This window comes from Flavobacterium sp. PL11, assembly GCF_035985025.1.
GTDB lineage: Bacteria > Bacteroidota > Bacteroidia > Flavobacteriales > Flavobacteriaceae > Flavobacterium.
In genome coordinates, this window is record NZ_JAXCIA010000009.1 from 100207 (window position 1) to 125157 (window position 24951).

Genomic DNA, 24951 nt, shown 5'->3' on the forward strand with positions numbered 1-24951 from the left:
TCCTCCATAAATAATATTACTCTTTACGTTTTTAATGATTTAGAATATAGTAAAAAGCACATAAATAATGAAACAATCCAATCACAGTAGCTCTATCAAAGAAGTATCTAAAAAAGATGTTGATAAAAATTCCTTTACTGTGGTGGCTATAGGTGCTTCGGCTGGAGGTTTAGAGGCATTTAGCCTTTTACTTAAAAATTTACCTATAGATACTGGTATGGCGTTTATTTATGTGCAACATTTAAGTCCTAATCATAAAAGTTTATTGACTTCCATTCTTTCTAAAATCACTAAAATGAAAGTTGAGGAAATTGATAATATGGAAAAAATGGAACCCAATACTATTTATGTGATTCCACCTAATAAGGTAATCAAAGTAGTTAATGGTCACATTCAATTACTGCCACGGATTAAAAAAAATAGTCCTACACTATCTATAGATTTACTCTTTTCCACTTTAGCGGATACACACAAAGAAAATGTAATTGGTGTTGTGCTTTCTGGTTACGCTAGTGATGGTATGGAAGGGTTAAAAGCGATAAAAGATGCTGGTGGAATAACTTTTGCGCAAGATGATAGCGCTCAAGCGGAAAGTATGCCCAAATCAGCAATATTAGCTGGAGCTGTTGATTTTATTTTACCCCCAGATAAAATTGCTGCCAAAATAGTCCAGTTCAGTAAATTAGGTATTCCTAGAGTTTCAAAAGTAGAAATTAAAGACGAAGAAATCGAATTAGTTAATGACAATTACGATCTAGATTCGATTTTTGAAATACTGCTTAAAGAAACAAGAATGGATTTTAGTCATTATAAACTACCAACCATTAAAAGAAGAATAATTCATAAAATGAAGCAGTCAGGAGTAAACACCACTCGTGATTATGTAAAACTTTTATTAGAAAAAAATAACGAAGTCGAAATTCTTTACACTGATCTACTCATAAATGTAACTAGCTTTTTTAGAGAAAAAGAAACTTTTCATTATATAAAAACAAACCTTCTTGCAGCTATTTTAAAAAAGAAAAATCGTGATGAGCCAATGCGTATTTGGGTTACAGCATGTTCAACAGGGCAAGAAGCGTACTCCTTTGCGATGTTAATTGCCGATTTGCAAATGCAGAATGAGCTTAAAATTCCAGTGCAAATTTTTGCTACTGACTTAAGCGAGGACGTAATCAAGATAGCGCGCGCTGGAGAATATTCTCATGCTGAAATTGAATCAATTCCTAAAAATTACTTAGATCAATTCTTTACTAAATCAGGAGACACTTATTGTATTATAAAAGAAATTAGAGAGATGTGCATATTTGCACCCCACAATATTCTCAGCGATCCTCCCTTCTCCCGAATGGATTTTGTAAGTTGTTGTAATCTTCTGATATATTTTGATGCAGCAGCTCAAAAAAAGGTTTTTGCATCGCTTCATTTTGCACTGCGTGAAACAGGATATTTAATGCTAGGTAAAGCGGAAAGTATAGGCATTACATCACAACTATTTACTTTAATTGATTCTAAATTTAAAGTGTATGCACGAAAAAACAATCTGGGTGTTCAAAAAATACCGGAACTAAAACCGCGTTTTACACGTATTAGTAAAGTCAATAAAGCGACTTTTACTACTATTAAAAATAAGAATATGAATCAAGAGAATATCGAGACCGCTATTGATACCATTTTATTGGCCAGTTACATGCCAGCTTGTGCCGTTGTTAACAAAGACATGGATATATTGCAGTTTAGAGGCCCTGTTTCATCTTATTTAGAACATTCAACTGGCAAAGCGAGCCTAAACATTCTAAAAATGGCAAAGCTAGAATTTGCTTTTGAACTTCGAACTGCTATTAACACTGTGATTCAATTTAATCAACCGGTGATTAAATCGGGAATCGAAATTAAGATAGATTCAGTTTTAAGATTAATGACCTTTGAAGTGAATCCTCTCAATAACAAGGGTGAAGAACCTTTACTTCTTATCGTTTTTCAACCTAACGAAAAAGTCGAGAAAATTTTCGAATTGGACTTAAATGGAAATCAAAGTGGAAATATTAAAGATGTAAAAATTAAAAAATTAACCACAGAGCTTAATGCAACTCGTGCGGAAATGATCAAGCAAATTGAGTCGCAAGAAATTATCTATGAAGAGTTGCAAGCGGCTAACGAGGAGATTGTCTCTTCTAACGAGGAATTTCAAACTTTAAATGAAGAATTAGAAACCTCTAAAGAGGAAATAGAAGCCACAAATGAGGAGCTAATATGCACTAATCAAGAATTGCAAACCCGCCATGAGCAATTAATAGAATCATACGAATATTCAGAAGCAATAATTGCAACAATACATGAGCCAATGCTCATTTTGAACAAAAATTTCAAAGTTATGTCTGCTAACAAATCTTACTATAAAAAGTTTATAGTAGAGAAGTCAGATACTGAAGGGAAATTACTTTTTGAGTTAGGAAATAAACAATGGAACATCAAGCAACTTCGAGAAGAGTTAAATGAATTAATCGAAAATAATACTGGTTTTGAAAATTTCGAAGTGACACAAACACTTACTGGAATTGGAGAAAAAACAATGCTTTTAAATGCACATCTTATCATACAAAAATCCAGTAGCGAACAACTTATACTTTTAGCAATTGAAGACATCACAGAACGTTCTCAATTTTATATAAAAGAAAAGTACGCGGTGAGTCTAATAGAGGCAAGTCTTGATCCTTTGACAACTGTCGATAATGATGGTTTGATCACCAATGTGAATCGCGCTATGATTAAACATACAGGATTATTAAGAGAGCAATTAAAAGGATCTTTATATTTTGATTATTTTTCAAAGCCAGAAAAAGCACGTGCTGCTTATAAAAAAGTTCTTTCAGATGGTTTTGTAAACAATACACCACTACAATTACAAAAAGAGAATGGCAAGATAACCGATATTTTACTAAATGGCTCCGTATATAAAGATGACAAAGGCAATGTCAAAGGTTTAGTATTCGTAGCAAGAGATATAACAGATCAAAAAAGAATTCAAAGCGAATTGTTAGAGTCCAAAATAGTTGCGGAAAATGCCACTAAAATTGCAGAAAAAGAAAAATTATTAGCAGAAAAAGCTGCAATAGTTGCTGAAAGTGCCACTAAAGCTAAACAGCAATTTTTATCAAATATGAGTCATGAAATACGTACACCGATGAATGCCATCATTGGCTTTACGGCAGTTTTATTGCGAACTAAGCTTGCACAAAAACAACTGGTATATCTTGATGCAATAAAAGTAAGTGGTGATACCTTAATTGCGTTAATAGATGATATTTTGGACTTAGCTAAAGTTGATGCTGGTAAAATGGTTTTCAAAAAAAGACCATTTAAATTTGAACTTTCACTTTCGTTAATTCTAAATTTATTTGCAACAAAAGTTAAAGATAAAAATTTAAAATTTATTACTAATTACGATAGAAATATTCCTGAAATCATATCTGGTGATTCAGCAAGATTGAATCAAATAATTCTAAATTTAGTAAGCAATGCAATTAAATTTACAGCTAAAGGCACAATTACATTTAGTACAAATTTATTATTTGAAGACGATAAAAAAGTGATAGTCGAGTTTGTTGTTACTGATACTGGAATAGGTATTCCCTCAGAAAATATAGATTTAATTTTCAAAAATTTTCATCAAGCTACAAATCAATCATCAGGAATACATGGTGGCACAGGTTTAGGTTTAGCAATTGTAAAACATTTAGTAGATGCTCAAGGTGGCAGCATACGTGTAAAGAGTAAAGTAGATCAAGGCACAAGCTTTATATTTAATTTACCGTTCGAAAAAACCTCGTCTGATATAGAAATAGATACAGACATTAAAGTTTTAAATAATGATTTAAAAAAGATTACAGTGTTAATTGTTGAGGACGATGCCTTGAATCAATTATTAATGAAAACTATTTTAAATGATTTAGGATGTGAGCGCGATCTTGCAAGTAATGGTAAAATCGCTATAGATATGCTGCAGAAGAAAACCTATGACATAATTTTAATGGATTTACACATGCCCGTTATGAACGGATTTGAGACGACAACTTATATTCGTGAAGTGATGAATATAAGTACACCCATTATTGCTCTTACCGCTGATGTAACTACTGTTGACTTCGGAAAATGTAAACAAATGGGAATGAATGATTATGTTGCTAAGCCACTCGATGTTCAACTACTTTTGAGTAAGATAAAAGAACTTACTCAAATAGTAAAAGTATAAAACAATTAAACTACTCACATTCTGAAAAATAACGATATATAAATTCTCTTATTATTTTCTACTATAACCGCATTTTTAAAAATTAATTAATGACTGTGCATCGGTTGTAATTGAATGAATGTCATCTTTCAAGAATAGATTTGGTAAATATTTAAGTGTAGCACTTGTATCATTTTGACAATATAATCAATTTATTTCCTTAAATTCTTATTCTTCATCACCTGAATTATAAGAGTAATTAGAATAAAGATTTATTTATTTTGGTTTGACAGTTCTATGTCATGTCATTAATTTAAGGATAATAATTAAATAAAGTTTTGTTTTTATCATTTCCACGAAGCAGGGCTTTCATCAAATGAGAGCAATAAGTAAAGATTCTTCCTTTGTCAGAATGACAACGTTGGAGAGCTAAAAGCTTTACTTATAGAGATTAAGTTCTATGTGTGAATGTTACAAGTTGTGCAAAATATTCTATAACTTAATTGAACTTTAATAACTGACCTTTACTCTCCGCTTTTTAATATCTATTAATACTTTCTTCACTTTACCTATTTTACGTTTAGAGCACGATTTTTTAGTGTCTAAAAATAGATAGAAAAGGTATCAATTATCATATAGAGTATAATTTTTTAATCATTTAAATAATAAAAATATGGCAGTTCAAACAATAAATCCTTTTAATAATGAAGTTGTTCGCACATTTGACGAAATGACTGATGATACTGTAGATATGTTAATATCACAATCAGTAGAAACATATTCGACTTGGAAAAACACCACTTATAAAGATCGCGCTGAGATTTTACATAAAGTGGCTTCTTTAATGCGAGAACAAAAAGATCATTTAGCCAAAACTATAACTTTAGAAATGGGTAAATTAATTGCTCAAGCTGAAGGTGAGATAATGCTAAGTGCCGCAATTTTTGATTATTATGCCACAAATGCAGAAGAATTTTTAGCTGATAAACATCTAGATCCAGAGTATGGAAGTGCTTATGTTCGCAGTAGTCCCATCGGTGTTATTTTTGGTGTAGAACCATGGAATTTTCCTTTTTATCAAGTGGCTAGATTTTCGGCTCCTAATGTAATGGTTGGCAATACAGTACTTGTGAAACATGCATCAATGGTTCCTCAATGCGCAATCGCAATAGAAGATATTTTTAATGAGGCTGGAGCTCCAAAAGGACTTTATACTAATTTATTTCTATCAGGCGAGCGAGCTTCAGCTTTAGTATCAGACAAAAGAATTAAAGGAGTAGCATTAACAGGAAGTGAAGCTGCTGGAGCATCGCTCGCAACTGAGGCGGGAAAAAATTTAAAAAAATCAGTGTTGGAATTAGGTGGTAATGATGCATTTATCATTCTTGAAGATGCTGATATAGAAAAAGCAGTTGAATGGGCAGTTGTAGGTAGAATAAACAATAATGGGGAATGCTGTGTGGCCTCAAAAAGATTTATTGCTGTAGAAGCGATTGCTGATGAATTTTTAGAAAAATTTAAAAACCAACTGGCAAATTTAGTTGTCGGTGATCCTATGGATTCTAAGACAGAATTAGGACCAATGAGTAGTGAAGAAGCAGCAGTAAACATTATTGATCAAATAAATAGGTCAGTTGATGCTGGAGCAACTATTTTGATAGGTGGAAAACGTCTAGATAGACCAGGAGCTTTTGTTGAACCCACAATTTTAACCAACCTCAAACCAGGAATCCCAGCTTATCACGAAGAAATTTTTGGACCTATTGCTTCCTTCTACAGAGTTAAAGACGAAGCCGCCGCTATTGCATTAGCTAATGATTCTGATTATGGTTTGGGTTGTTCGATTTTTACTCAAAACATTAAGCGAGGTGAACATATTGCGAGCCAAATTGATGCCGGAATGGTGTTTATAAATCATCCTACTTGGACACAGGCCGATTTGCCATTTGGTGGTACTAAAAATTCAGGTTATGGAAGAGAACTTTCGGAATTGGGAATTCAAGAATTTGTAAATAAGAAATTAATTCGCATCAGCGGTCTTTCTGATCCACTTTAAATTTAATAATTAGGATGGTAGCTCAAAGACTGAGCTATCATTTTCTATTATTCAAATTATTTCTATCCGATAAAGTAAGCATAACTACTCTATAACTCGTTTAGGATGTGTTTTTTTATAAATAGAAAATAAAATAAAATTTTAAAAATATGAAAAGTAATGAACTTTTTACACCAAAGAAACTGGGAAATATTGAACTAAAAAATAGTATAGTTATGGCGCCAATGACTCGATCGCGCGCTATTGACAATATACCTAATGATTTAATGTCTAAATATTATAAGCAACGTTCAACCGCTGGATTGATTATAACCGAGGGAACATCGCCCTCTCCAAATGGTTTAGGATATGCCAGAATTCCTGGTATTTTTAACTCTGAACAAGTAGAAGGATGGAAAAAAACTACGCATGCCGTTCATGAAAATAATGGCAAAATATTTGTCCAATTGATGCACTGTGGTAGAATAAGTCATCCTTTAAATATGCCTAAAGAAGCAACAATTTTTGCACCTTCGCAGGTTAAAGCAGCTGGGCAAATGTACACAGATCAAGAAGGATTGCAAGATTATGTGATACCAACTGAAATGAGCTTACAAGACATTATTCATGCAAAAACGGAATTTATTTCGGCAGCAAAAAATGCGCTGTTTGCTAATTTCGACGGTGTAGAATTGCATGGGGCAAATGGTTATTTACTGGAGCAGTTTTTATCGCCAATTAGTAACACTAGAACTGATGAATACGGAGGAAGTATCAAAGAGCGCTGCAAATTTGTATTAGAAACAGTGGAAGCAGTTGCACATGCAATTGGAAAAGATAAAATAGGAATTCGACTATCACCTTATGGAGTTGCAAGCGATATGCCGCACTATCCTGAAATTGCTGAAACGTATGACTACTTATCTAGTGAATTAAATAAAATAGATATTGCTTACATCCATTTAGTAGATCATTCTGCGATGGGTGCGCCAAAAGTTCCTGAACAGATTAAGAAAGTTATCCGAAACAATTTTAAAAATACGTTGATTCTATCCGGAGGGTATGATGAGCATCACGCGGAATCAGATCTACAAAGTGGTGCTACTGATTTAGTTGCTTTTGGTCGACCTTTTATCAACAATCCTGATTTAGTGGAACGTTTTAAAAATGATTGGCCAATGGCCCAAAATTTAGACGATGATACTTTTTACTCCGCTGGTGCAAAAGGATATACTGACTATCCATATTATCACGAATGGTTAAAAGTATAATAATTTAAAAAAGTGTTTAATATCATAAGGTTTGTCAAGCTAATTTACAGTACCATTTAATTAAAATTAGTTAAGTAACCTGAGTTATCAAATATTTTCAGGTTATTAAAATAAATCAGAATAATAATGAAATAAGTGCGAATATTGAAAATTATAACAAAAATTTTATAATACCTTGCTATTCAAATAGTAAGACCTTTGAAAGAAAGAAAATAAACTGATATTTAAGTGTATTCATAAAAATTTAGGTATTAGGACTTATAAAAATTTAAAAATAAATATTATGAAAGTTAAAATAGGAATTACAGAAGAAAATTTAAAAAACAGTATATCGTTGTTAAGTTCAACTTTAGCTAATCAAATGACATTATATGTAAAATTGAGAAAATTTCACTGGAATGTGTCAGGCCAAAGTTTTATGGAACTTCATCTCTTATTTGAAGGTCAATATAAAAAATTAGAGAAGGCTATTGATGAAACTGCGGAACGAATAGGTAAACTAGGTGGTAAGACAATTGGCACAATGAAAGAATTTGCTGAATTGACCGTTTTAAAAGAATCTCCAAACGAGTATCCTGAGCAAAAAGAAATGATGAAAGAACTGATTTCTGATCATGAAACAATTATAATTCAACTGAGAAAAGATATCGATACCAGTGAAGAAGAAAATAAAGATGCTGGAACAGCTGATTTCTTAACATCTTTGATGTTAGACCATGAAACAATGGTTTGGAAATTAAGGAGATATTTAGAATAGATTTTTATACATTCTTTAAGATGAATGTTCTCATCACAAAGTATTTAGGGTCTTGCTAATTAAATAATAATATGTTTAATTTAGTTATGTCTCATCCTAATTTAAAGATTTTTTTTCAATAAAAATTAATTTAATTTTATTGATTAAATCAATATATAATTTATAATTGTTATTTACAGGTAAACTTTTTATTTGAGATTACATTTAATAGGAATTGATAACTAAAATTAAAAATTTGGTTTGGTTTTTGTTTAGTTAGTAAGGGGTTACTGGAAACAGTAACCCTTTTTTTAACAAAAATTATAAGTTTAACATAATCACATAAGTATATTTTGCAAATTGTAAAAATCGTTACCGCAATAAGTTTTTGATCTCCTACTTGCCTCTTACACGACTATTTTAAATCTCAAAAATTTTAGCATAGCTAAATTAGAAGCCCAATAGAAATAGGCTTTTAAAAATTTGCTTTTAAATCCACAAAAAAGCTACATTTTATTTTTGAATTTGCTAACTATATGTGAATATTATAAAATTTAAATTTTTTATTATAACAGCTTTACTCATTAAAATTGTCAATTTTGCTGTTAGTCAATTGTTAAAAAATATAAATTATGACAAATCCATTACCTATTATTTATAAAAAATTAAATTTATTATTAGTAGTATTATTGTCAGTATTTCTACTAATGTCATGCAGAAAAAATATTCCTTTTGAAAATTCATCCGTAGTTCCAGCTGCTCAAGGTAATGTCAGTATTAAAATGGATGATAATAAAAATTATTCTATCCACGTTAAAATCACAAATCTAGCTGAGGCAAAACGATTGCAGCCAAGTAAGAGCGTCTATATCATTTGGATTAATACCGAAGAAAACACCATTAAAAATATTGGTCAAATAAAAACCGAAAAAGGATTTGTATCTTCTAAATTAGAAGGTAAGTTTGAAACAGTAACTTCTTTTAAACCTACAAAAGTATTTATTACAGCTGAAGACACTGAATTTGTAGAATTTCCAGGAAACCAAATAATTCTAGAAACAAAAATTTTCGAATACTAAAATTTATAAAGTGGTGCGCTGAAGGCTCTATTTATCTACACTTTTAGAACATTCGCCTAAATGAGTTACAAAAATACTGTACTATTATTTTACACTATAAAAGTGATCTTTATTTCATAATACAATTTTTCTAAAAATAAGTTATTATAAAAATACAATCAACACATCATGAAAGAGCTATAAAATAATGTAATTATAACTTTAATTAATTGCAATATTATTTCTAAAATTTTTTAAAAATGCAGAAATCAAAGAAGCGATTAATTCTATTTTGAAAATATTTAAATAGAGACGAGTTTGATAAATACAACTTGAGATTATTAAAAAGTTGATTGTAAAAGTAGCGTTCTTAAATAAAAGCAAGTAAAAATGTACTAATCATAAAAACAATAAAATGAAAACAGAAAAAGAATTGAATCAGGAAATCTTAGAAACAACTACAATGATAAGAAATGAATATCCGGAGTTGATCAAATATTTAGAAGAATTACCTTTAACAATTCCTATTGTAGATGATCCAGCTATTACCAATAAACTTTTAGAAGACTATGTAAATTCGCTAAAAAATATTCTTATTAAGTACGGCATAAAACACGAATAAATTATTTATTTCTATACTATTATGCCTTTTCTCTACTACTTATTATGATAATTTGATTATGGTACTTATAATCATCTTTAAAGAAAATAAATATTGTTAAAAGTTATGTAAATAACAAAGTGTACTTAAATAGCAATTTTATAAAATATTGATTATCAATATAATGTGTATTTTTGATACAAAAAGTTCAATATCTTATTGAATAAATTCTGAAGTAAGAGGTTCAATTATCACTTCTAGTGCAATAAATTAATTTGCAATTATAAAAGAATAATAATTTTAAACTTGATACTTACTTTACAGAAAAATATAGAATGTTTATTCCAGATTCATTTACAAAATTTATTAAAAATAATTCTCAACTTTAAAACCAAATATTATGAAAAACTCAATTTTAAATAGTGCATTCACCATTTTAGTCGTGAGTTCAATGTTGATTGGATGTAAGGACTCCACCAATAAAGAAGAACAAGCTAGAGAAAATGTAGAAGAAGCTAGAGTCGAATTAAATGAAGCAAAAACTGAATTGTCGAATGCTAGAAAAGCAGCTACGGAGCAAGAGTGGAAAGAGTTTAAGGAAAGTACTAATAATACGATTAGGAAAAATGAAGATAGAATAGCGGAACTTAAATCACAAATGAAAAGAACTAATACTTCAATGGATAATATTTATGAAAAAAGGATTGAAGAATTAGAAGAGAAAAACAGATTGATTAAGAATAAATTGAATGCTTATAAAAATGAAGTTAGTGATGATTGGCAGAATTTTAAAAATGAATATAATAAAGATATGGATGATTTAGGTGAATCTCTAAAAAATTTCACGGTCAAAAATAACTAATTGACATACGTTAAATTCACAGATCAAGTAACTGGTATTGAATTACTTATTTACAATATGGTAGTAATTTGAAGCATGACAACTGTGAATATTGTAAAATTATCAAAAAGTTTTGTAACAATTACCCTATAAACATTAATCATCTTTGTAAAGTAATTAATACACTAAATATAACAAAATGAAAAAAACAAAAAATTTAATCTACGCATCAGTTTTAATGGGCTTAACTGCCTTTACAGGAGTTCAGGCTCAAGAAAAAACAGCTTCTTATGGTTTTAAAGGTGGCCTAAACTTTTCTAATCTTTATACAGATAATGTTGATGACAATAACGTCTTAACAGGTTTTAATGCGGGATTGTATGCAAAATTTCCAATTACTAATAATATCGCTATACAGCCTGAAATTAGCTACACTACAAAAGGTGCTGAATTAGTTTATGACAATGCCATAGTAAAAGGAACAGCAAAATTTAATACAAATTATATAGAAGTTCCAGTACTATTAGTAATTAATCTTACTGATAATTTTAATATTCATGCTGGGCCTTATGCTGCTTATATGGTGAATGGAAAAACGTCTAACGATTCAAATTTTGGATCTTATGAAAATGAATTGGATACTGATGATTTTAACAAATTTGATGCTGGGTTTGCAGGTGGAGTTGGTGTTGATTTAGATGCTTTAAACTTTGGAGTGCGTTACAATTATGGTTTAACAAAACTTGGTAAGGATAATTCGTTTTTATCTTCAGATGCTAAAAATAGTGTTTTAAGCGTGTACGTCGGTTTAAGACTAAACTAAATAATAATTTACTAAAAACTAAAAACTAGAAATCATGAGCAATCTACTTTACATCATTGCAGTAATCTTAGTAGTGTTTTGGGCAATAGGCTTTTTTGCGTATAGCGTAGGATCAATAATTCACATATTATTAGTAATCGCGGTAATAGCAATATTATTTAGATTAATTTCTGGACGAAGCGTCTAAACAGATAAAAAAAATTAGTAACTTAAAAGATTTTAAAATGGGAAATTTATTATACACAATAGCAGTAATTTTAGTTATTTTTTGGGCAATCGGATTCTTTGCATTCAATCTAGGTTCAATCATACATATCTTATTAGTAATTGCAGTAATTGCAATCTTATTCCGACTTATTTCAGGTAGAAGTTTATAAAAATGACATTAACAATAATAACAATTAAATAAAAAATTATGAAAGCAGATAAAATAATATTGGGAGTTTTAGGTGGAGTAGCTGTTGGAGCATTATTAGGAGTTCTTTATGCCCCTGAAAAAGGAGATAAAACTAGAAGAAAGTTAATGGACAAGAGCAATGACTATGCCGATGAATTAAAAGATAAGCTTGACGTGTTGTTAGGAAGCATTAGCGATAAATATGAAAAAATTTGGAAAGAAGGTGAATCTTTAGTTTCTGAAGGAAAATCTAAATATCAAGATGTAAAAAATGATGCGGAAAATTTTATGGATGAAGGCAAGGCAAAAGTTGAAAATGCTAAGTCAGATTTTAGAAATTCGTAACATACTTTAATAATACTAATTATATTAGTTAATTAAACAATCATTAGAATATGGAAAATAATACATCAACAATAGAAATGCTTTTTGATAAAGCGAAAGATTATGGTGTAACAACCGCAAAACTTTATAAATTACAAGCAGTTGATAAAGGTGCTGATATATTATCGTCAATTGTTTCTCAAATAGTTATTTCTATTGTTCTTGTATTTTTTATACTATTAATAAATATTGCTCTTTCTTTATGGATTGGAGACGAATTAGGTAAAGCTTATTATGGTTTTTTTGTAATGTCTGGATTTTACTTTTTACTTGGATTAGTATTATACTTATTCAAAGATCAACTAATTAAAATTCCGATAAGTAATTTAATTATAACGAAAATACTTAAAAAATAATCAGATGAAAAAGAGCAACAAGACAGAGACTTTAAAAGATGTTATTATATTATTAAAGTTGAAGCAAAATGAAGATTTGATTTTATTAAAAAATCAATATCATATCACCGCTGACCATTTAAAACCTGTCAATTTGATGAAGACGGCACTACATCAAGTGTCATCTTCATCTGAAATAAAGGGAGCTATTGTTAGTAAACTTATTGGATTAGGTTCTGGATTTTTAACAAAAAGGGTTTTGTTTGGCTCATCAAATGGTATTTTTAAAAAAGTATTTGGAACTGTTTTACAGTTGTTCGTTACAAATTTTGTAGCTAATAAAACAGAGCAAGCCATTGAACATAAGATCGCAAAAGATTAGTACGATATTTAAGTACACTATAATAATTTGTAGAGGATAGTTTAAAAGCTATCCTTTTTTTGTGTCTAATAAAGAAACTTAATCAATACCTTAATGTTCTTTAAAATGGTATTACTAAACCATAAGTCAATTGATTATAGATGTTATAATTTTATTATAAATCAAATTTAAAATCCCATTTCACTTCAGGGTCATACCACAACTTCCCTTTTGAAACGGTTAATGGACAGTCAAAATTATTGGTGTAAAGACCACCCGTTCCTAGACCTTGAGGCATTAAATTATGTTGTAAAAAAGTCCATTGCGCAATCGCATTTAACCCAATGTTACTCTCTAAAGCTGAAGTGATCCACCAACCAATATTATTCTTTTCTGCAAGTGAAATCCACTGCTGTGTGCCTTTAAAACCACCTATAAAACTTGGCTTTAAAATGATGTATTTCGGTTTAATTTTAAGCAGTAATTTCTCTTTTTCTTCCTGATTAAATACACCAATTAATTCCTCATCCAAAGCAATAGGAAAAGGACTCACTTTACACAATTCTGCCATAGTGTCAGCTTGGTTTTTAGCTATAGGTTGTTCAATACTATGTAATTGAAATTCAGATAACTGATTTAACTTATCTAAAGCTAAATCTGAATTGAAAGCACCATTAGCATCAACCCGAATTTCGACTTGTTCTGGAGTAAAATGATGGCGTATAAATCGTAATAATTGCAGTTCTAAATCAAAATCGATGGCACCAATTTTGAGTTTAATGCAACGAAAACCTTCTGCTAGTTTATCCTCAATTTGCTGCTTCATAAAAGCCTCATTTCCCATCCAAACTAAACCGTTTATTTCCATCGAATTTTCACCTTTGGTAAATTCAGAAGGGAACAATAAAAAAGGATTCTCACTCGCTATAGATAGAAAAGCCATTTCAACTCCAAATTGGATTGATGGGAATTCCGCTAAAGCTTCCCAAAGCAAGTCTTTACCAAGATGAATATTAGAACAAGTCCATTGCAATTTTTCTTCATAATCAAGTCGATCATCGATACTCAATCCGCGAAGGATGCCGCACTCACCTATTCCTTTTTTTCCATCTTGTTCTACAATAATAAACCAGGTTTCTTTTGTATTCATCACCCCACGTGAAGTACCAGACGGACGCTTGAAATTAAGAATGTATTTATGATAAGTTGCTTTCATAATTTTTAAACCGCAAAAATTAATAAAAATTTTAAAGGAATCGTAAAGGTTTTTAAATAGTTGTATAAGAGTTTTAAATAAAATCTAAACCTCATTTCCAAAAAAAATATACCAAGGACGAAAACTAAAGACTATAGACTAAGGACTCTGAACTCAGGACTCTGGACAAGAACTCTGGACTAATTACTAAGGACTAAAGACTAAAAAAAACATCAATCTAAAACCCGCAAAATCCTCTCAAAATCCTTATTCTCAATTCCCACTTTTTTAAATAGGGCAAAATCTTGTTTTATTTTAAGAGTCCAACTCAAACTATCCGTTACATTTTGAGATTGATATTCTTTATAAATCGCTTTTGCCAAAGCATAATTATCATTCAGTAAATAAGCATGAGCTAAATTCAATTTAATCAATAACTCCGTTTCATCTAGCTTCTCGCCTGTTTTAAGGAATTTTATTGCTTTTCCATATTGCTTCGTTAAAAGAAAATTCTCACCTATCGCATTATAATCTAAAGCAGTTGCTTTACCATCATTAATTATTATGGTTAGCTTTATAATCGCTTCACCTTGTTTTCCTTTTTTACTCAAACTGGAAGCTTGTTTACGTAAATCATCATAAATGCTTTTTGAAAGATTGCTTTCGCCAAAGCAACTATCGCCAAAATCTTTAAACGATTTAGCGCGCTCTATGGCCAACAATTTTTGAAATTCCTTAAAACTGTACTTGGATTGGATTTTCTCGAGAATACAAACGCAAAAATCATCTGAATTACTCATTTTCTGTGCTAAGTTGGATGTTTTACATTGATCAATAATTGATTTTCTGTTTGCAGCAGTCCAACCCCGACTCAATTTAGTATCCACCCAAGGCACGACTTCTAGAACGACTTTTTGATTCATAATCCAATTCTTGCTTTCAAAACCAAACCATAAGTTACCAGCATTTAATTTCATGCAAGGAGCTTTATCCGCTGAAAGTAACTTTGCATCTTTACTTACAGGCGTATCCTGAACTAAGCAAGCGGCAGCTGTTGTTCCCTTTTTTTTATAGTCATTAGCTAAGTTTTCGTTGGAAAAAACGGCGTATTTACATTTATCATCTCCAGAAATTTTTGATAAAATAAAAACTGCACCAGCTGAGCCCTGACTGATTCCCGTGGGATCTGGAATTGCTTTTAAAACCGACACCAAACTACTTGCCATTTGCTGGTTTTTGTCTAAAAGTGTAATTCTAAAAACCACCTCTGTAGTTCCTTCTGGAAAATCTTGCGTTTTTATTATAATTCTTTCTCGAGCTGAAACTGTAATTTCTTCAGTGGTTGCTCTTGTCTTATCCCAGTAGCCGTCTTTTTGCGCAAAACCAGACTGAAATATTATTGCTACAAATAATAGAAAAATTTCTTTTTTAAAATTCATGTTGTTGATTAACGAGATTTATAGCCTAGATTACTTCACTACAATTTCATTTATTTGGTATTCAGTGAACACCGTTTGAAGTGGAAATCCTTTTATAAAAACGGATAGCTGGAATAGCTCCAAAAAAAATTATAATTCAATCGAATTCCCTATTTCCAGTAACATTAAATCTTTTCCTTTATTAAAAAATTTACGAATGGAATCCTCATGATCGATTTCGATGTACTCAAAAGTATCAAAGTGGTAACCAAGAATTTTATCACATTCTAAGAAATCAGAGGCGATAATCGCATCGGCAACATCCATTGTAAAATTATCGCCTATTGGCAGTATAGCCAGATCAAGTTTTGTACGTAGAGGAATGAGTTTCATATCCATCGTTAGCGCCGTATCACCAGCGATGTATATATTTTTATGCTCACTTTCAATTACAAAACCACCAGGATTTCCTCCATAACTTCCATCAGGGAACGAACTAGAGTGAATGGCATTCACATATTTTACTTTTCCAAAATCAAAATTCCAACTACCGCCATGATTCATGGAATGCGTTTGAAAGTCTTTAGCAGCATAAAAACCCGCAATTTCAGCATTGGAAACAATTATTGCATTGGTATTTCCAGCTATTGTCTCAACATCAAGAATATGATCGCCGTGTGCGTGAGTAAGCAAGATATAATCAGCTTTCAAATTAGTTATGTCAATGTGAGCCGCTTTTGGATTAGCAGAAATATAGGGATCGACTAAAATGTGCTTACCTCCTACTTCAATTCCTAATGACGCGTGACCGTAAAATGTTATTTTCATAATTTTATATTTTAATTATTATTGAAGTTAGTAATAAGTAAAAAGCTTACCGCAGATTTGCAGATTCTCTCTTGTGATTTTGTATTTAAAGAATTTTTTAATTATTAAATACTTTCAAATTAATCAGTTTAAAATTGTATCAGTCATTACTAGAAATAAATAGATTCATTTTAAATCATGTTTAAAAAAAAAATATTCTATTACTAAAATTCTATTTTTCGAAAGAATTAATACTTTAACCTCTATCGTCCGCCCATCATTGTATTAACAATCACATCTGAAAAAAAGTAAATCATGCAGAGTGCCAGCAAAATTGAAAGTGCAAACGTACTCAACGCTAATTTTTTTAATTCAGGATCTAATAATCTTGGCTCTTGATTTTTACGAACGGTAACTAAATGTTTGGTTAAAGGAATATAAGCCAATAAAAACAGATATTGATCAAAATGAAAATCACTTAATAGTGCAAACAAAACGATTAAAAACATTGCTGAAGTGACGAGGAAATAATGGTATTTTTTTGCTTTGGCTCCACCAATTTTAACTACGATCGTATTCTTATTAGACTTTCTATCGGAGGCTTCATCTCGCATATTGTTCAAATTTAGAACGCCAACACTCAATAATCCAATCGCGATTGCAGGCAAAAATAATATAGCATCTAACTGTTTTGAATATAAAAAATTGACTCCTAAAGTACTTACCAAACCAAAAAATATAAAGACAAATAAATCACCAAATCCCCTATATCCATAAGCAGTGTTTCCCACTGTATAACGTATTGCTGAAGCAATAGCTAAAATACCAAGAGCTAAAAAGAATAATGAATATATAATATTTGTATCGGCAAAGGCGTAGTAAATTAATAAAATAGCCGAAAGCAGCGTCAAAATTGAAGTTATGATTATGGCACGCTTCATGTCTTTTGGAGAAATCACACCGCTTTGAATAGCCCGTTTTGGACCTACTCTATCCTCATTATCTGTTCCTTTTAGTCCGTCGCCGTAATCATTTGCAAAGTTTGATAATATTTGTAAACCTAAAGTAGTTAGAATAGCAAAACCAAAAAGGCGCCAATTAAAAACTTCTGTTGGAGTCAAGATATTTTCTGTTGGGTTTGCCAACGCGTACATGCTCCCAACAATTATCCCCGAAACCGATAAGGGTAATGTTCTTAATCGAGCTGCTTCAATCCAATGTTTCATTTCTTTTTATTTATATTTTTAACCTTTCGGTCAATTTTTTCTTCTGGTTTTTACAATTACATCCAATTGCTATCGGAAGTTTCAATTTCGTACAACCATTTATTAATATACTGCTTTAAAACAATATAATCCCCTAATTGAAAAGCAATATCTCCTCCGGCTGTGTGCAAAGTTATTGATCCTATATTTAATTTTTTATGCCAAAAAAGCTGCGACGTTGAAACCGCTTGAATTTTGCTTGGTTCAATAATTTCTTTTTTAATATCCCAAGCACCGCTTTGCCTAATGATAAAATCATCATTAATGAATAATCGGTTGTTTATATATTTGAAATACTGAATCAATCCAATATAAACGATATAAACTGGAACAATGAAAACGTATTCAAAAATAGAAGAATCTAAATAGGTTCCAATTGCGATAAAAGCAAACAAAGGTAATCCTATTGTCAGAAATACTGAAAAAATAAGTTTGCGCCAATTGGGTGTCAACATCAAACCTCTGGTAGGAATTTTTTTAAATAACAAACTTAGAATCGCTTCTCCTTCCGCTTCACTGCATCCTGGAATATCAATTGCAGAACCTTTTTGTTCTTTTTCACCGTTTGTTGCTTGTTTTATCTTTAATTCCAATATTCCCATTTTCTTCTGGAAAAAATTTCTTGTATTTATTACTATTTGAACTTTTTCAGGTTTTAAAATAGTACTTTTTGTGCTTATCAAACCGAATGATAGTAGTAAAGATCCTTTTTGTCTATTGATAGTATAATTGAAATATTTAAAAACAGTTCTAAATATATTGACAATCAAAACAATAAAAATCAGCCAAAAAAGAAACACAAGTATGGATTGCAGTACTAAATTTTTGTCGATGTAGTTTCCAAACTGCTCTTTGTAAATGTTATCCTCATCTCCAAATTTTAAAAAGTTCTCATAAATAGTACTGGAAAACAGCAGCAACAATGCAATACTTCGACCATAATTAGAGGTAATTCCAACTTTCAGTAGACTCAAAAAACTAATTTTTAGAAAAGGTTCAGCAACGTCTACAAATTTATTATCAGTCTCTTCGAATGACATTGTTTCAGTATCGTTTCCAATCACTTTAAAATCGTTTTCTAATAAACGCGATTTTAATTCTAAAGCTAATTCATGCGAAATTGCTTTTATAGCTCCTTCTTTCTTATTACTTCCAGCCGTATCCACATTAAGTTCATAAACACCTATTAACCGCTGGATGAAAGATTGATTGATATTTACTTGTTGGATTTTACTGAGCTGAATTGCAGTCTTAGTTTTATTAATAATGCCTTCATTAATAATAAATTCTTTATTTTCAGAATCTAAAGCAAAAGTAAAATTTAGGTACTTCAAGTAAGATAAAATTCCAATCACAGCAAGTAAAGCGAACAATACAAGAAACAAATAAATTTTATTAACTTGATTAAATCGAAATGCATAAATCAAAATTATAGGCCAAAAAGCGCGTGCATAACGCTGCAGTGAATAAAAAAACAAAACCCAAATCCCAACAACGGATTGCCTTTGAGGCAAACTAAAATCAGTACTCATTACAATTGTTTTTGAATTTTCCCCATCAGTAATTGTTTGATATTTTCGGCTTGTTCTTTTTCGATTCCAGGTATTTCAAGATCGCTCGAACTTCCGCCAGCGGTAAAAATTTCTACTTTGGCTAAACCTAAATAACGTGAAATTAATCCTTCATGTAAAGCTACGTGTTGGACTCTATTATAAGGAATTACAATTGTATTGGTTGCAATAACTCCGCTTCTGTAAAGCACGTCATGCTCTCTAAATGCGAAACCTTTTCTCTTAAATCCTAAAATTGAAAAAGTAGCTATCCAAATAAATAAAACAGGAAGCACAGCACCTAAAATTAACCACAATTTCCCAGAAAATAGTTCAGGTTTAAAAAAAGAGAACAATGTAGGAATCAAAATAAATATTGCAATTAGTATCATTAAATTGATTATAACTACCGTAAGATATTTCGTATGAAGCGGTGTAAAAACAACTTCTTCAAATTTCGGTAGTTGCGTTATATCAATCGTTTCGTTTGTAAAATTTTCCATTTAAAAATATTAATATTACTGCATTGACAATCTTTGTTATTTTCGTTTTTCTACTATCTGTTTGCCGCAAATTCACAAAATTGCTGATTTATTTGCAATATTACGAACCCACTCAAAGCATTTAAAGTAATGCAATGAATTAACAACCTATGGACTATTCAGTAAAATACCGAAAATAATTCACCATTCACCAATCACCATTCACGAATCACCATTCACGAATTACCATTCACGAATTACCATTCACGAATCACCATTCACGAATTACCATTCACGGATCACCATTCACGAATTACCACCTCAAGGCAACCACTTTTTCTCAAAATTCGGTTTTCTTTTCTCTAAAAATGCGTTTCTACCTTCTTTAGCTTCTTCAGTCATATAGGCTAATCGCGTTGCTTCTCCAGCAAAAACTTGTTGGCCAACCATTCCATCGTCTGTAAGATTCATAGCAAATTTCAGCATCTTGATTGCCATTGGAGATTTTTGTAAAATTTCCTGAGCCCATTCGTAAGCGGTATCTTCTAATTCGTCATGTGGAATCACAGCATTTACCATTCCCATATCCATAGCTTCTTGGGCTGAATAATTGCGACCTAAGAAAAAGATTTCTCTTGCTTTCTTTTGCCCCACCATTTTAGCTAAATAAGCAGAACCATAACCGCCGTCAAAACTGGTGACGTCAGCATCTGTTTGTTTAAAAATAGCATGTTCTTTGCTTGCTAAAGTTAAATCACAAACCACATGTAAACTATGCCCGCCACCTACAGCCCAACCTGGAACTACTGCAATGACAACCTTTGGCATAAAGCGAATTAATCGTTGCACCTCGAGAATATTCAATCGGTGTTGGCCATCATCGCCCACGTATCCTTGATGTCCACGTGCGTTTTGATCGCCACCGCTACAAAAAGAGAAAACGCCATCCTTAGAAGATGGTCCTTCGGCAGATAACAAAACAACGCCTATGGAAGTATCTTCTTGAGCATCATAGAAAGCATTGTAAAGTTCAGCTGTTGTTTTTGGACGAAATGCATTCCGCACATTGGGTCTATTAAAAGCAATACGAGCTACGCCGTTGCATTTTTTATAGGTAATGTCTTCATATTCTTTAGCAGTAATCCAATCCATTGTTATCGCTTTAAATTATTTTACCGTAAAAATAAATCATTTTTAGCAGTATATCTATTCTTAATCATAATCCTTCTGGTAATCCTTATCTGATGAAAGATTGACAAATGTTAAAAATCAATAAAATAGGAATTTTTTAACAGTTGGCAATTACTTATTTTTTTAACTTTAGTACAAGCTAATCAGATAAATAGATCCTATTTATTTTTTTTGTGCACGACTCTAAACTGATTTATTAACCTAAAAAAAGAATGTATTGAATACAATTAAAAATGTTGTCACTCCTTTCTCTACGGGAATAAGTAATTCTAAAATTATAAAAACCTTTAGTAGCGAGTTAATGATACAATCAGATTCTATTTTACAAAATTCTAATAAGTAACACCTACGGTTAAAGAAAAAGATTTATTTTTTTTGTACTTGCAAAAGCGATACATTAATAAAATTATTTTTAGAAAATAGTTTTTCAACAAATAAAAAAAACCATCGGCTAACTGTGAACTTAGATAAGTATAAAAAGAAGCTCTTTGGACGTTAAAGACATAAAAACATTGAAATTATTTTTTGCTGTGAAAAATAAAGATTTAAAAAACAGCATTAAAGAGAGAAAGACTAACCGTTACCGATTAGTCTTTCTTTTTTTTTACTCTTTAATTAAGTATATTCCGTCTTCTTTAATTTCAATTAATTTTTCCCTATACAGCGCACCAATCGCTTTTTTAAACGTTTTTTTACTCATTTTCAAAACCGTTTTAATATCCTCTGGATGCGAATTATCAGTCAATCTCAAGAAACCTCTGCTGGCTCTCAGTTCCTCTAATATTTTATCTGCATTTGGTTCAATACTTTCATAACCTTGAATTTGCAATGCGACATCAATTTTATTATCGGGACGTATTGTTTTAATATAACCTCGCATACGGTCGCCCGTCCGAATGGCATCATCATAAACTTCATCTTTGTACATTAATCCTTTGTACTTTTCATTTATAATTACATTGATTCCAATTTCAGTAATATGCGAAACGATCAAATCAACTTCTTCGCCTTTTTCTACAGTTAGCTCTTCATTTTTAAGAAACTGATTTGTTTTGCTTGAAGCAACTAAACGATTTGTTTTTTCGTCCATATAAAGATAAACCAAATAGCGTTTCCCTTTTTCCATAGGACGCGCTTGCTCTTTAAACGGAACTAAAATATCTTTTTCCATTCCCCAATCCATAAAAGCACCCACTTGATTGGTATAATTCACACGCAAAAGTGCAAATTCATTTAGCAATATATAAGGTTCTAGTGTCGTAGCAACAGGTCTTTCTTCATGGTCTAAATACACAAAAACAATCAGCTCCTCGCCTATTTCAAAATCATTGGGTACATATTTATTGGGTAATAAAATATCGTGAATTCCCTCAGGATCTTCTTGAGGATTCCCTAGAAATAAACCCACTTTGGTATCTCTTAAAATGGTAAGCGTATTGTATTTTCCTATTTCGATCATTTTCTTAAATTCTTAGTCATTTCTAACTTTGTCAATTGCAAAGGTACAAAGATTTAATTGACGAATAATTTTACTTTAGCGTTATAAAAACCTATCTTTATAAGTATTGAAAATTGCGTCAATTCTATTTAAATTCTTAAAACTATAAATCTTCGCATTTTTTAAATAAATTATTAATTACTAAAAAATTTTATAATGAAAACAGCTTCACTAAGAAAAGAACTTCAATACAATGAAGATAAAGTTTCCATAACTGTAATGATGGAAACAGAAACAGCAAAGGAAATTAGAATTTTATTTCGTAAAGGTCAGACTATGAAAGAACACAAAGCAGGATATCCTATTACTGTCGAAATTCATCAAGGATCGATAACTTTTGGTGCCGCAGGCGAAAAAATGACTTTGGAAACAGGAGATTTAATAGCTTTAGATGCTAATGTTCCGCATGATTTACTGGCTGAAGAAGACAGCATCGTGCGATTGACTTTGTCAAAACTAGACACTGTTGAAAGAGTAAAAAAAGTATTGGAATAAACAATTGAAAAAGCGATTGAAAAAGCGATTGAGTTTTTTTGAAAACTATTCTGTAAAGCTGGTACGCAACTTTCCATTAATTTGAACAATTAAATTTTTTTTTTGGAGCAGATAAATTGTCAATCCGCTCACTTTCTCTCCCGCTATTCGCAGTATCTGCGCCCAAAAGCGCAGGATACTTGCTTCTATCGGGGCTACTTTAGAAATTCTTTTTTCATAATACTCTCCCTACAAAATTGTAAAAACACAATAGGTATTTTTCAAACCATAAAGGAGTATAAGAACAGATAAGATTTGTCAATGCATTTTTTAATTTTTTTTAAGGAATTCTAAATTTTGATTCGCGCTAAGCATTAGCTGATAGCCAACACTGATAATGTTTATCTCTTTTGAACTCTAAAAAAACCTATTTTTAATACACTTTTTAAATTTAAATACTCTACAAATGCTAAATCATCTAGCTGAGAAAGTTTATTATCATTTTTTACTAACTTTGAGCAATTAAAAAAAACTTAAATGAAAACAACTTCACTCGTCTGTTTATTTCTATTACTCTTAAATTCCCAATTTACTATTGCGCAAACCACCGTTGATGATCCCGAAATAAAAAAAATGATTTCTGAGGTAAAGTCGGAAAACATGGAAGCTACGGTTCGCAAACTTGTAAGTTTTGGAACCAGACATACCTTAAGCGATACCAAAAGCAATACTCGCGGTATAGGAGCAGCACAACGCTGGGTTAAATCAGAGTTTGATAAATTCGCACTCGCATCTAATGGGCGATTAACCTCTAAAATTGATTTCTTTACTATAAAAGCCGATGGAAGACGCATCGCTACTGATAGTGAATTAGGCAATGTGATGGCCACTTTAAAAGGTACTGACCCAATTGATGATCGTGTAATGATAATCAGCGGACATTTAGATTCTCGTGCTTCAAATGTAATGGACGCAAAAATCGATGCTCCAGGAGCAAATGATGATGCTTCAGGAGTTGCAGCTATGATGGAACTTTCTAGAATTATGAGTAAGAGAGAATTTCCTTTCACGCTAATTTTCGTAGCTGTAGTTGGTGAAGAGCAAGGTTTGTATGGAGCAAAACATTTAGCAGATGTTGCAAAAGAGTCGAAATGGAACGTAGTTGCGATGATTAATAATGATATGATTGGAAATAGTTTATCAAGTGGCACTTTATTTAGAGATAACATGCAAGTTCGCGTTTTTAGTGAAGCGACACCTTATCTAGAAACAGAAGCGGAATCTAAAATGCGTAAATCAACTAATCGTGACAATGATAGTCCATCAAGACAGTTAGCGAGATATATAAAAACGACAACTAATCAATACATTGAGCAATTAGATATTAAGTTAGTTTATAGAAATGATCGTTTTTTACGAGGTGGAGATCACACTCCTTTTAGTCAAAATGGATTTACAGCCATTCGTTTTTGCGAAATGAATGAAAATTTTGACCACCAACACCAAGATGTTAGAAAAGAAAACAATGTACAATTTGGCGATCTTCCAGAATTTATGGATTTTGAATATTTAAAAAAAGTAACAACTTCGAATCTAGCTACTTTTAGCAATTTAGCTTGGTCACCAAAAGCACCCACAAATGTAGGCATCGAAGTAAAAGATTTGACTAATTTTTCAACTTTAGTGTGGAAAGCACCTGAGGGAAAAGAAGTTTACGGTTATAATATTCTGATAAGAGAGACATCTGCATCTCACTGGGAAAAAACAATATTTGTAAAAGATACAAAAGCAGAAATCCCTTATTCTAAGGATAATTTTTTCTTTGCAGTACAAAGTGTTGATGCATTAGGACATTCTAGTTTACCTGTTTTTCCAGTGCCAATTAGATAAAAATTATAGTTATAATTAAAGTAGGAGACAAAGTTAAGTTTAAACCTTGACTTTGTCGTCCTCTCACACCACCGTATGTACTTACGTGTACGGCGGTTTCCTTAAAGT

The 24951-nt window shown here is 31.2% G+C and carries 23 protein-coding genes; 15 read left to right on the forward strand and 8 right to left on the reverse strand.

All coding sequences use genetic code 11. The features are described from left to right. Positions 1–67 precede the first annotated feature (67 nt). From RCH18_RS06835 to RCH18_RS06895, 13 genes are all read left to right on the forward strand, one after another. Positions 68–4252 carry a chemotaxis protein CheB gene (locus RCH18_RS06835; RefSeq protein WP_326936005.1) on the forward strand — a complete coding sequence of 1395 codons (4185 nt, stop codon included), beginning with the start codon at positions 68–70 and terminating at the stop codon, positions 4250–4252. A 652-nt stretch (positions 4253–4904) separates the two neighbouring features. Continuing rightward, positions 4905–6287: an NAD-dependent succinate-semialdehyde dehydrogenase gene (locus RCH18_RS06840; protein WP_326936006.1), complete on the forward strand. Its 1383-nt coding sequence runs from the start codon at positions 4905–4907 to the stop codon at positions 6285–6287. A gap of 149 nt (positions 6288–6436) precedes the next feature. After that, positions 6437–7537 carry an alkene reductase gene (locus tag RCH18_RS06845; RefSeq protein ID WP_326936007.1) on the forward strand — a complete coding sequence of 367 codons (1101 nt, stop codon included), beginning with the start codon at positions 6437–6439 and terminating at the stop codon, positions 7535–7537. A gap of 283 nt (positions 7538–7820) precedes the next feature. Next, on the forward strand, positions 7821–8294 hold the full coding sequence (locus tag RCH18_RS06850) for a Dps family protein (protein ID WP_326936008.1): 474 nt from the start codon (positions 7821–7823) through the stop codon (positions 8292–8294). Positions 8295–8905: 611 nt separating this feature from the next. Next, positions 8906–9352, forward strand: a complete 447-nt coding sequence (locus RCH18_RS06855) for a hypothetical protein (protein WP_326936009.1) — start codon at positions 8906–8908, stop codon at positions 9350–9352. Between the two features lie 394 nt (positions 9353–9746). Further along, positions 9747–9953 carry a hypothetical protein gene (locus RCH18_RS06860; RefSeq protein WP_326936010.1) on the forward strand — a complete coding sequence of 69 codons (207 nt, stop codon included), beginning with the start codon at positions 9747–9749 and terminating at the stop codon, positions 9951–9953. Positions 9954–10332: 379 nt separating this feature from the next. Next, the gene (locus RCH18_RS06865; protein WP_326936011.1) at positions 10333–10794 is read left to right on the forward strand and encodes a hypothetical protein; all 462 of its coding nucleotides are present in this window, start codon (positions 10333–10335) and stop codon (positions 10792–10794) included. Between the two features lie 178 nt (positions 10795–10972). Further along, positions 10973–11596, forward strand: coding sequence for a porin family protein (locus RCH18_RS06870; protein ID WP_326936012.1), 624 nt, complete (start codon positions 10973–10975; stop codon positions 11594–11596). Between the two features lie 34 nt (positions 11597–11630). Beyond that, positions 11631–11783, forward strand: coding sequence for a lmo0937 family membrane protein (locus tag RCH18_RS06875; protein WP_326936013.1), 153 nt, complete (start codon positions 11631–11633; stop codon positions 11781–11783). Between the two features lie 37 nt (positions 11784–11820). Further along, positions 11821–11973: a lmo0937 family membrane protein gene (locus tag RCH18_RS06880; protein WP_326936014.1), complete on the forward strand. Its 153-nt coding sequence runs from the start codon at positions 11821–11823 to the stop codon at positions 11971–11973. Between the two features lie 38 nt (positions 11974–12011). Then, positions 12012–12338, forward strand: coding sequence for a YtxH domain-containing protein (locus RCH18_RS06885; protein ID WP_326936015.1), 327 nt, complete (start codon positions 12012–12014; stop codon positions 12336–12338). A gap of 50 nt (positions 12339–12388) precedes the next feature. Further along, the gene (locus tag RCH18_RS06890) at positions 12389–12733 is read left to right on the forward strand and encodes a hypothetical protein (protein ID WP_326936016.1); all 345 of its coding nucleotides are present in this window, start codon (positions 12389–12391) and stop codon (positions 12731–12733) included. Between the two features lie 4 nt (positions 12734–12737). Next, positions 12738–13094, forward strand: a complete 357-nt coding sequence (locus RCH18_RS06895; protein WP_326936017.1) for a hypothetical protein — start codon at positions 12738–12740, stop codon at positions 13092–13094. A gap of 154 nt (positions 13095–13248) precedes the next feature. Here the strand turns inward: RCH18_RS06895 and RCH18_RS06900 are convergent, their stop codons facing one another. The 8 genes from RCH18_RS06900 to RCH18_RS06935 form a co-directional block, all read right to left on the reverse strand. Then, a complete protein-coding gene (locus RCH18_RS06900; protein WP_326936018.1) occupies positions 13249–14289 on the reverse strand; it encodes an o-succinylbenzoate synthase in 1041 nt (346 codons plus the stop codon). A gap of 212 nt (positions 14290–14501) precedes the next feature. Next, complete coding sequence (locus RCH18_RS06905; RefSeq protein WP_326936019.1) at positions 14502–15707, reverse strand: tetratricopeptide repeat protein; 1206 nt, start codon at positions 15705–15707, stop codon at positions 14502–14504. A 129-nt stretch (positions 15708–15836) separates the two neighbouring features. After that, a complete protein-coding gene (locus RCH18_RS06910; RefSeq protein ID WP_326936020.1) occupies positions 15837–16514 on the reverse strand; it encodes a metal-dependent hydrolase in 678 nt (225 codons plus the stop codon). Positions 16515–16756: 242 nt separating this feature from the next. Next, positions 16757–17719, reverse strand: a complete 963-nt coding sequence (menA, locus tag RCH18_RS06915) for a 1,4-dihydroxy-2-naphthoate octaprenyltransferase (RefSeq protein ID WP_326936021.1) — start codon at positions 17717–17719, stop codon at positions 16757–16759. 56 nt (positions 17720–17775) lie between these two features. After that, the gene (locus tag RCH18_RS06920; RefSeq protein WP_326936022.1) at positions 17776–19290 is read right to left on the reverse strand and encodes a PH domain-containing protein; all 1515 of its coding nucleotides are present in this window, start codon (positions 19288–19290) and stop codon (positions 17776–17778) included. Next, positions 19290–19811 carry a PH domain-containing protein gene (locus RCH18_RS06925; RefSeq protein ID WP_326936023.1) on the reverse strand — a complete coding sequence of 174 codons (522 nt, stop codon included), beginning with the start codon at positions 19809–19811 and terminating at the stop codon, positions 19290–19292. The genes RCH18_RS06920 and RCH18_RS06925 overlap by 1 nt, the downstream gene beginning before the upstream one ends. Positions 19812–20111: 300 nt before the next feature. Then, entirely contained in the window at positions 20112–20942 is an 831-nt protein-coding gene (locus RCH18_RS06930) for a 1,4-dihydroxy-2-naphthoyl-CoA synthase (RefSeq protein WP_326936024.1), read from the reverse strand. A gap of 643 nt (positions 20943–21585) precedes the next feature. Beyond that, complete coding sequence (locus tag RCH18_RS06935; protein ID WP_326936025.1) at positions 21586–22440, reverse strand: CvfB family protein; 855 nt, start codon at positions 22438–22440, stop codon at positions 21586–21588. 195 nt (positions 22441–22635) lie between these two features. Between RCH18_RS06935 and RCH18_RS06940 the strand changes: the two genes are divergently transcribed. Continuing rightward, positions 22636–22974, forward strand: a complete 339-nt coding sequence (locus RCH18_RS06940) for a cupin domain-containing protein (RefSeq protein WP_326936026.1) — start codon at positions 22636–22638, stop codon at positions 22972–22974. A 516-nt stretch (positions 22975–23490) separates the two neighbouring features. Next, a complete protein-coding gene (locus RCH18_RS06945) occupies positions 23491–24843 on the forward strand; it encodes a M28 family metallopeptidase (protein ID WP_326936027.1) in 1353 nt (450 codons plus the stop codon). Positions 24844–24951: the final 108 nt, after the last annotated feature.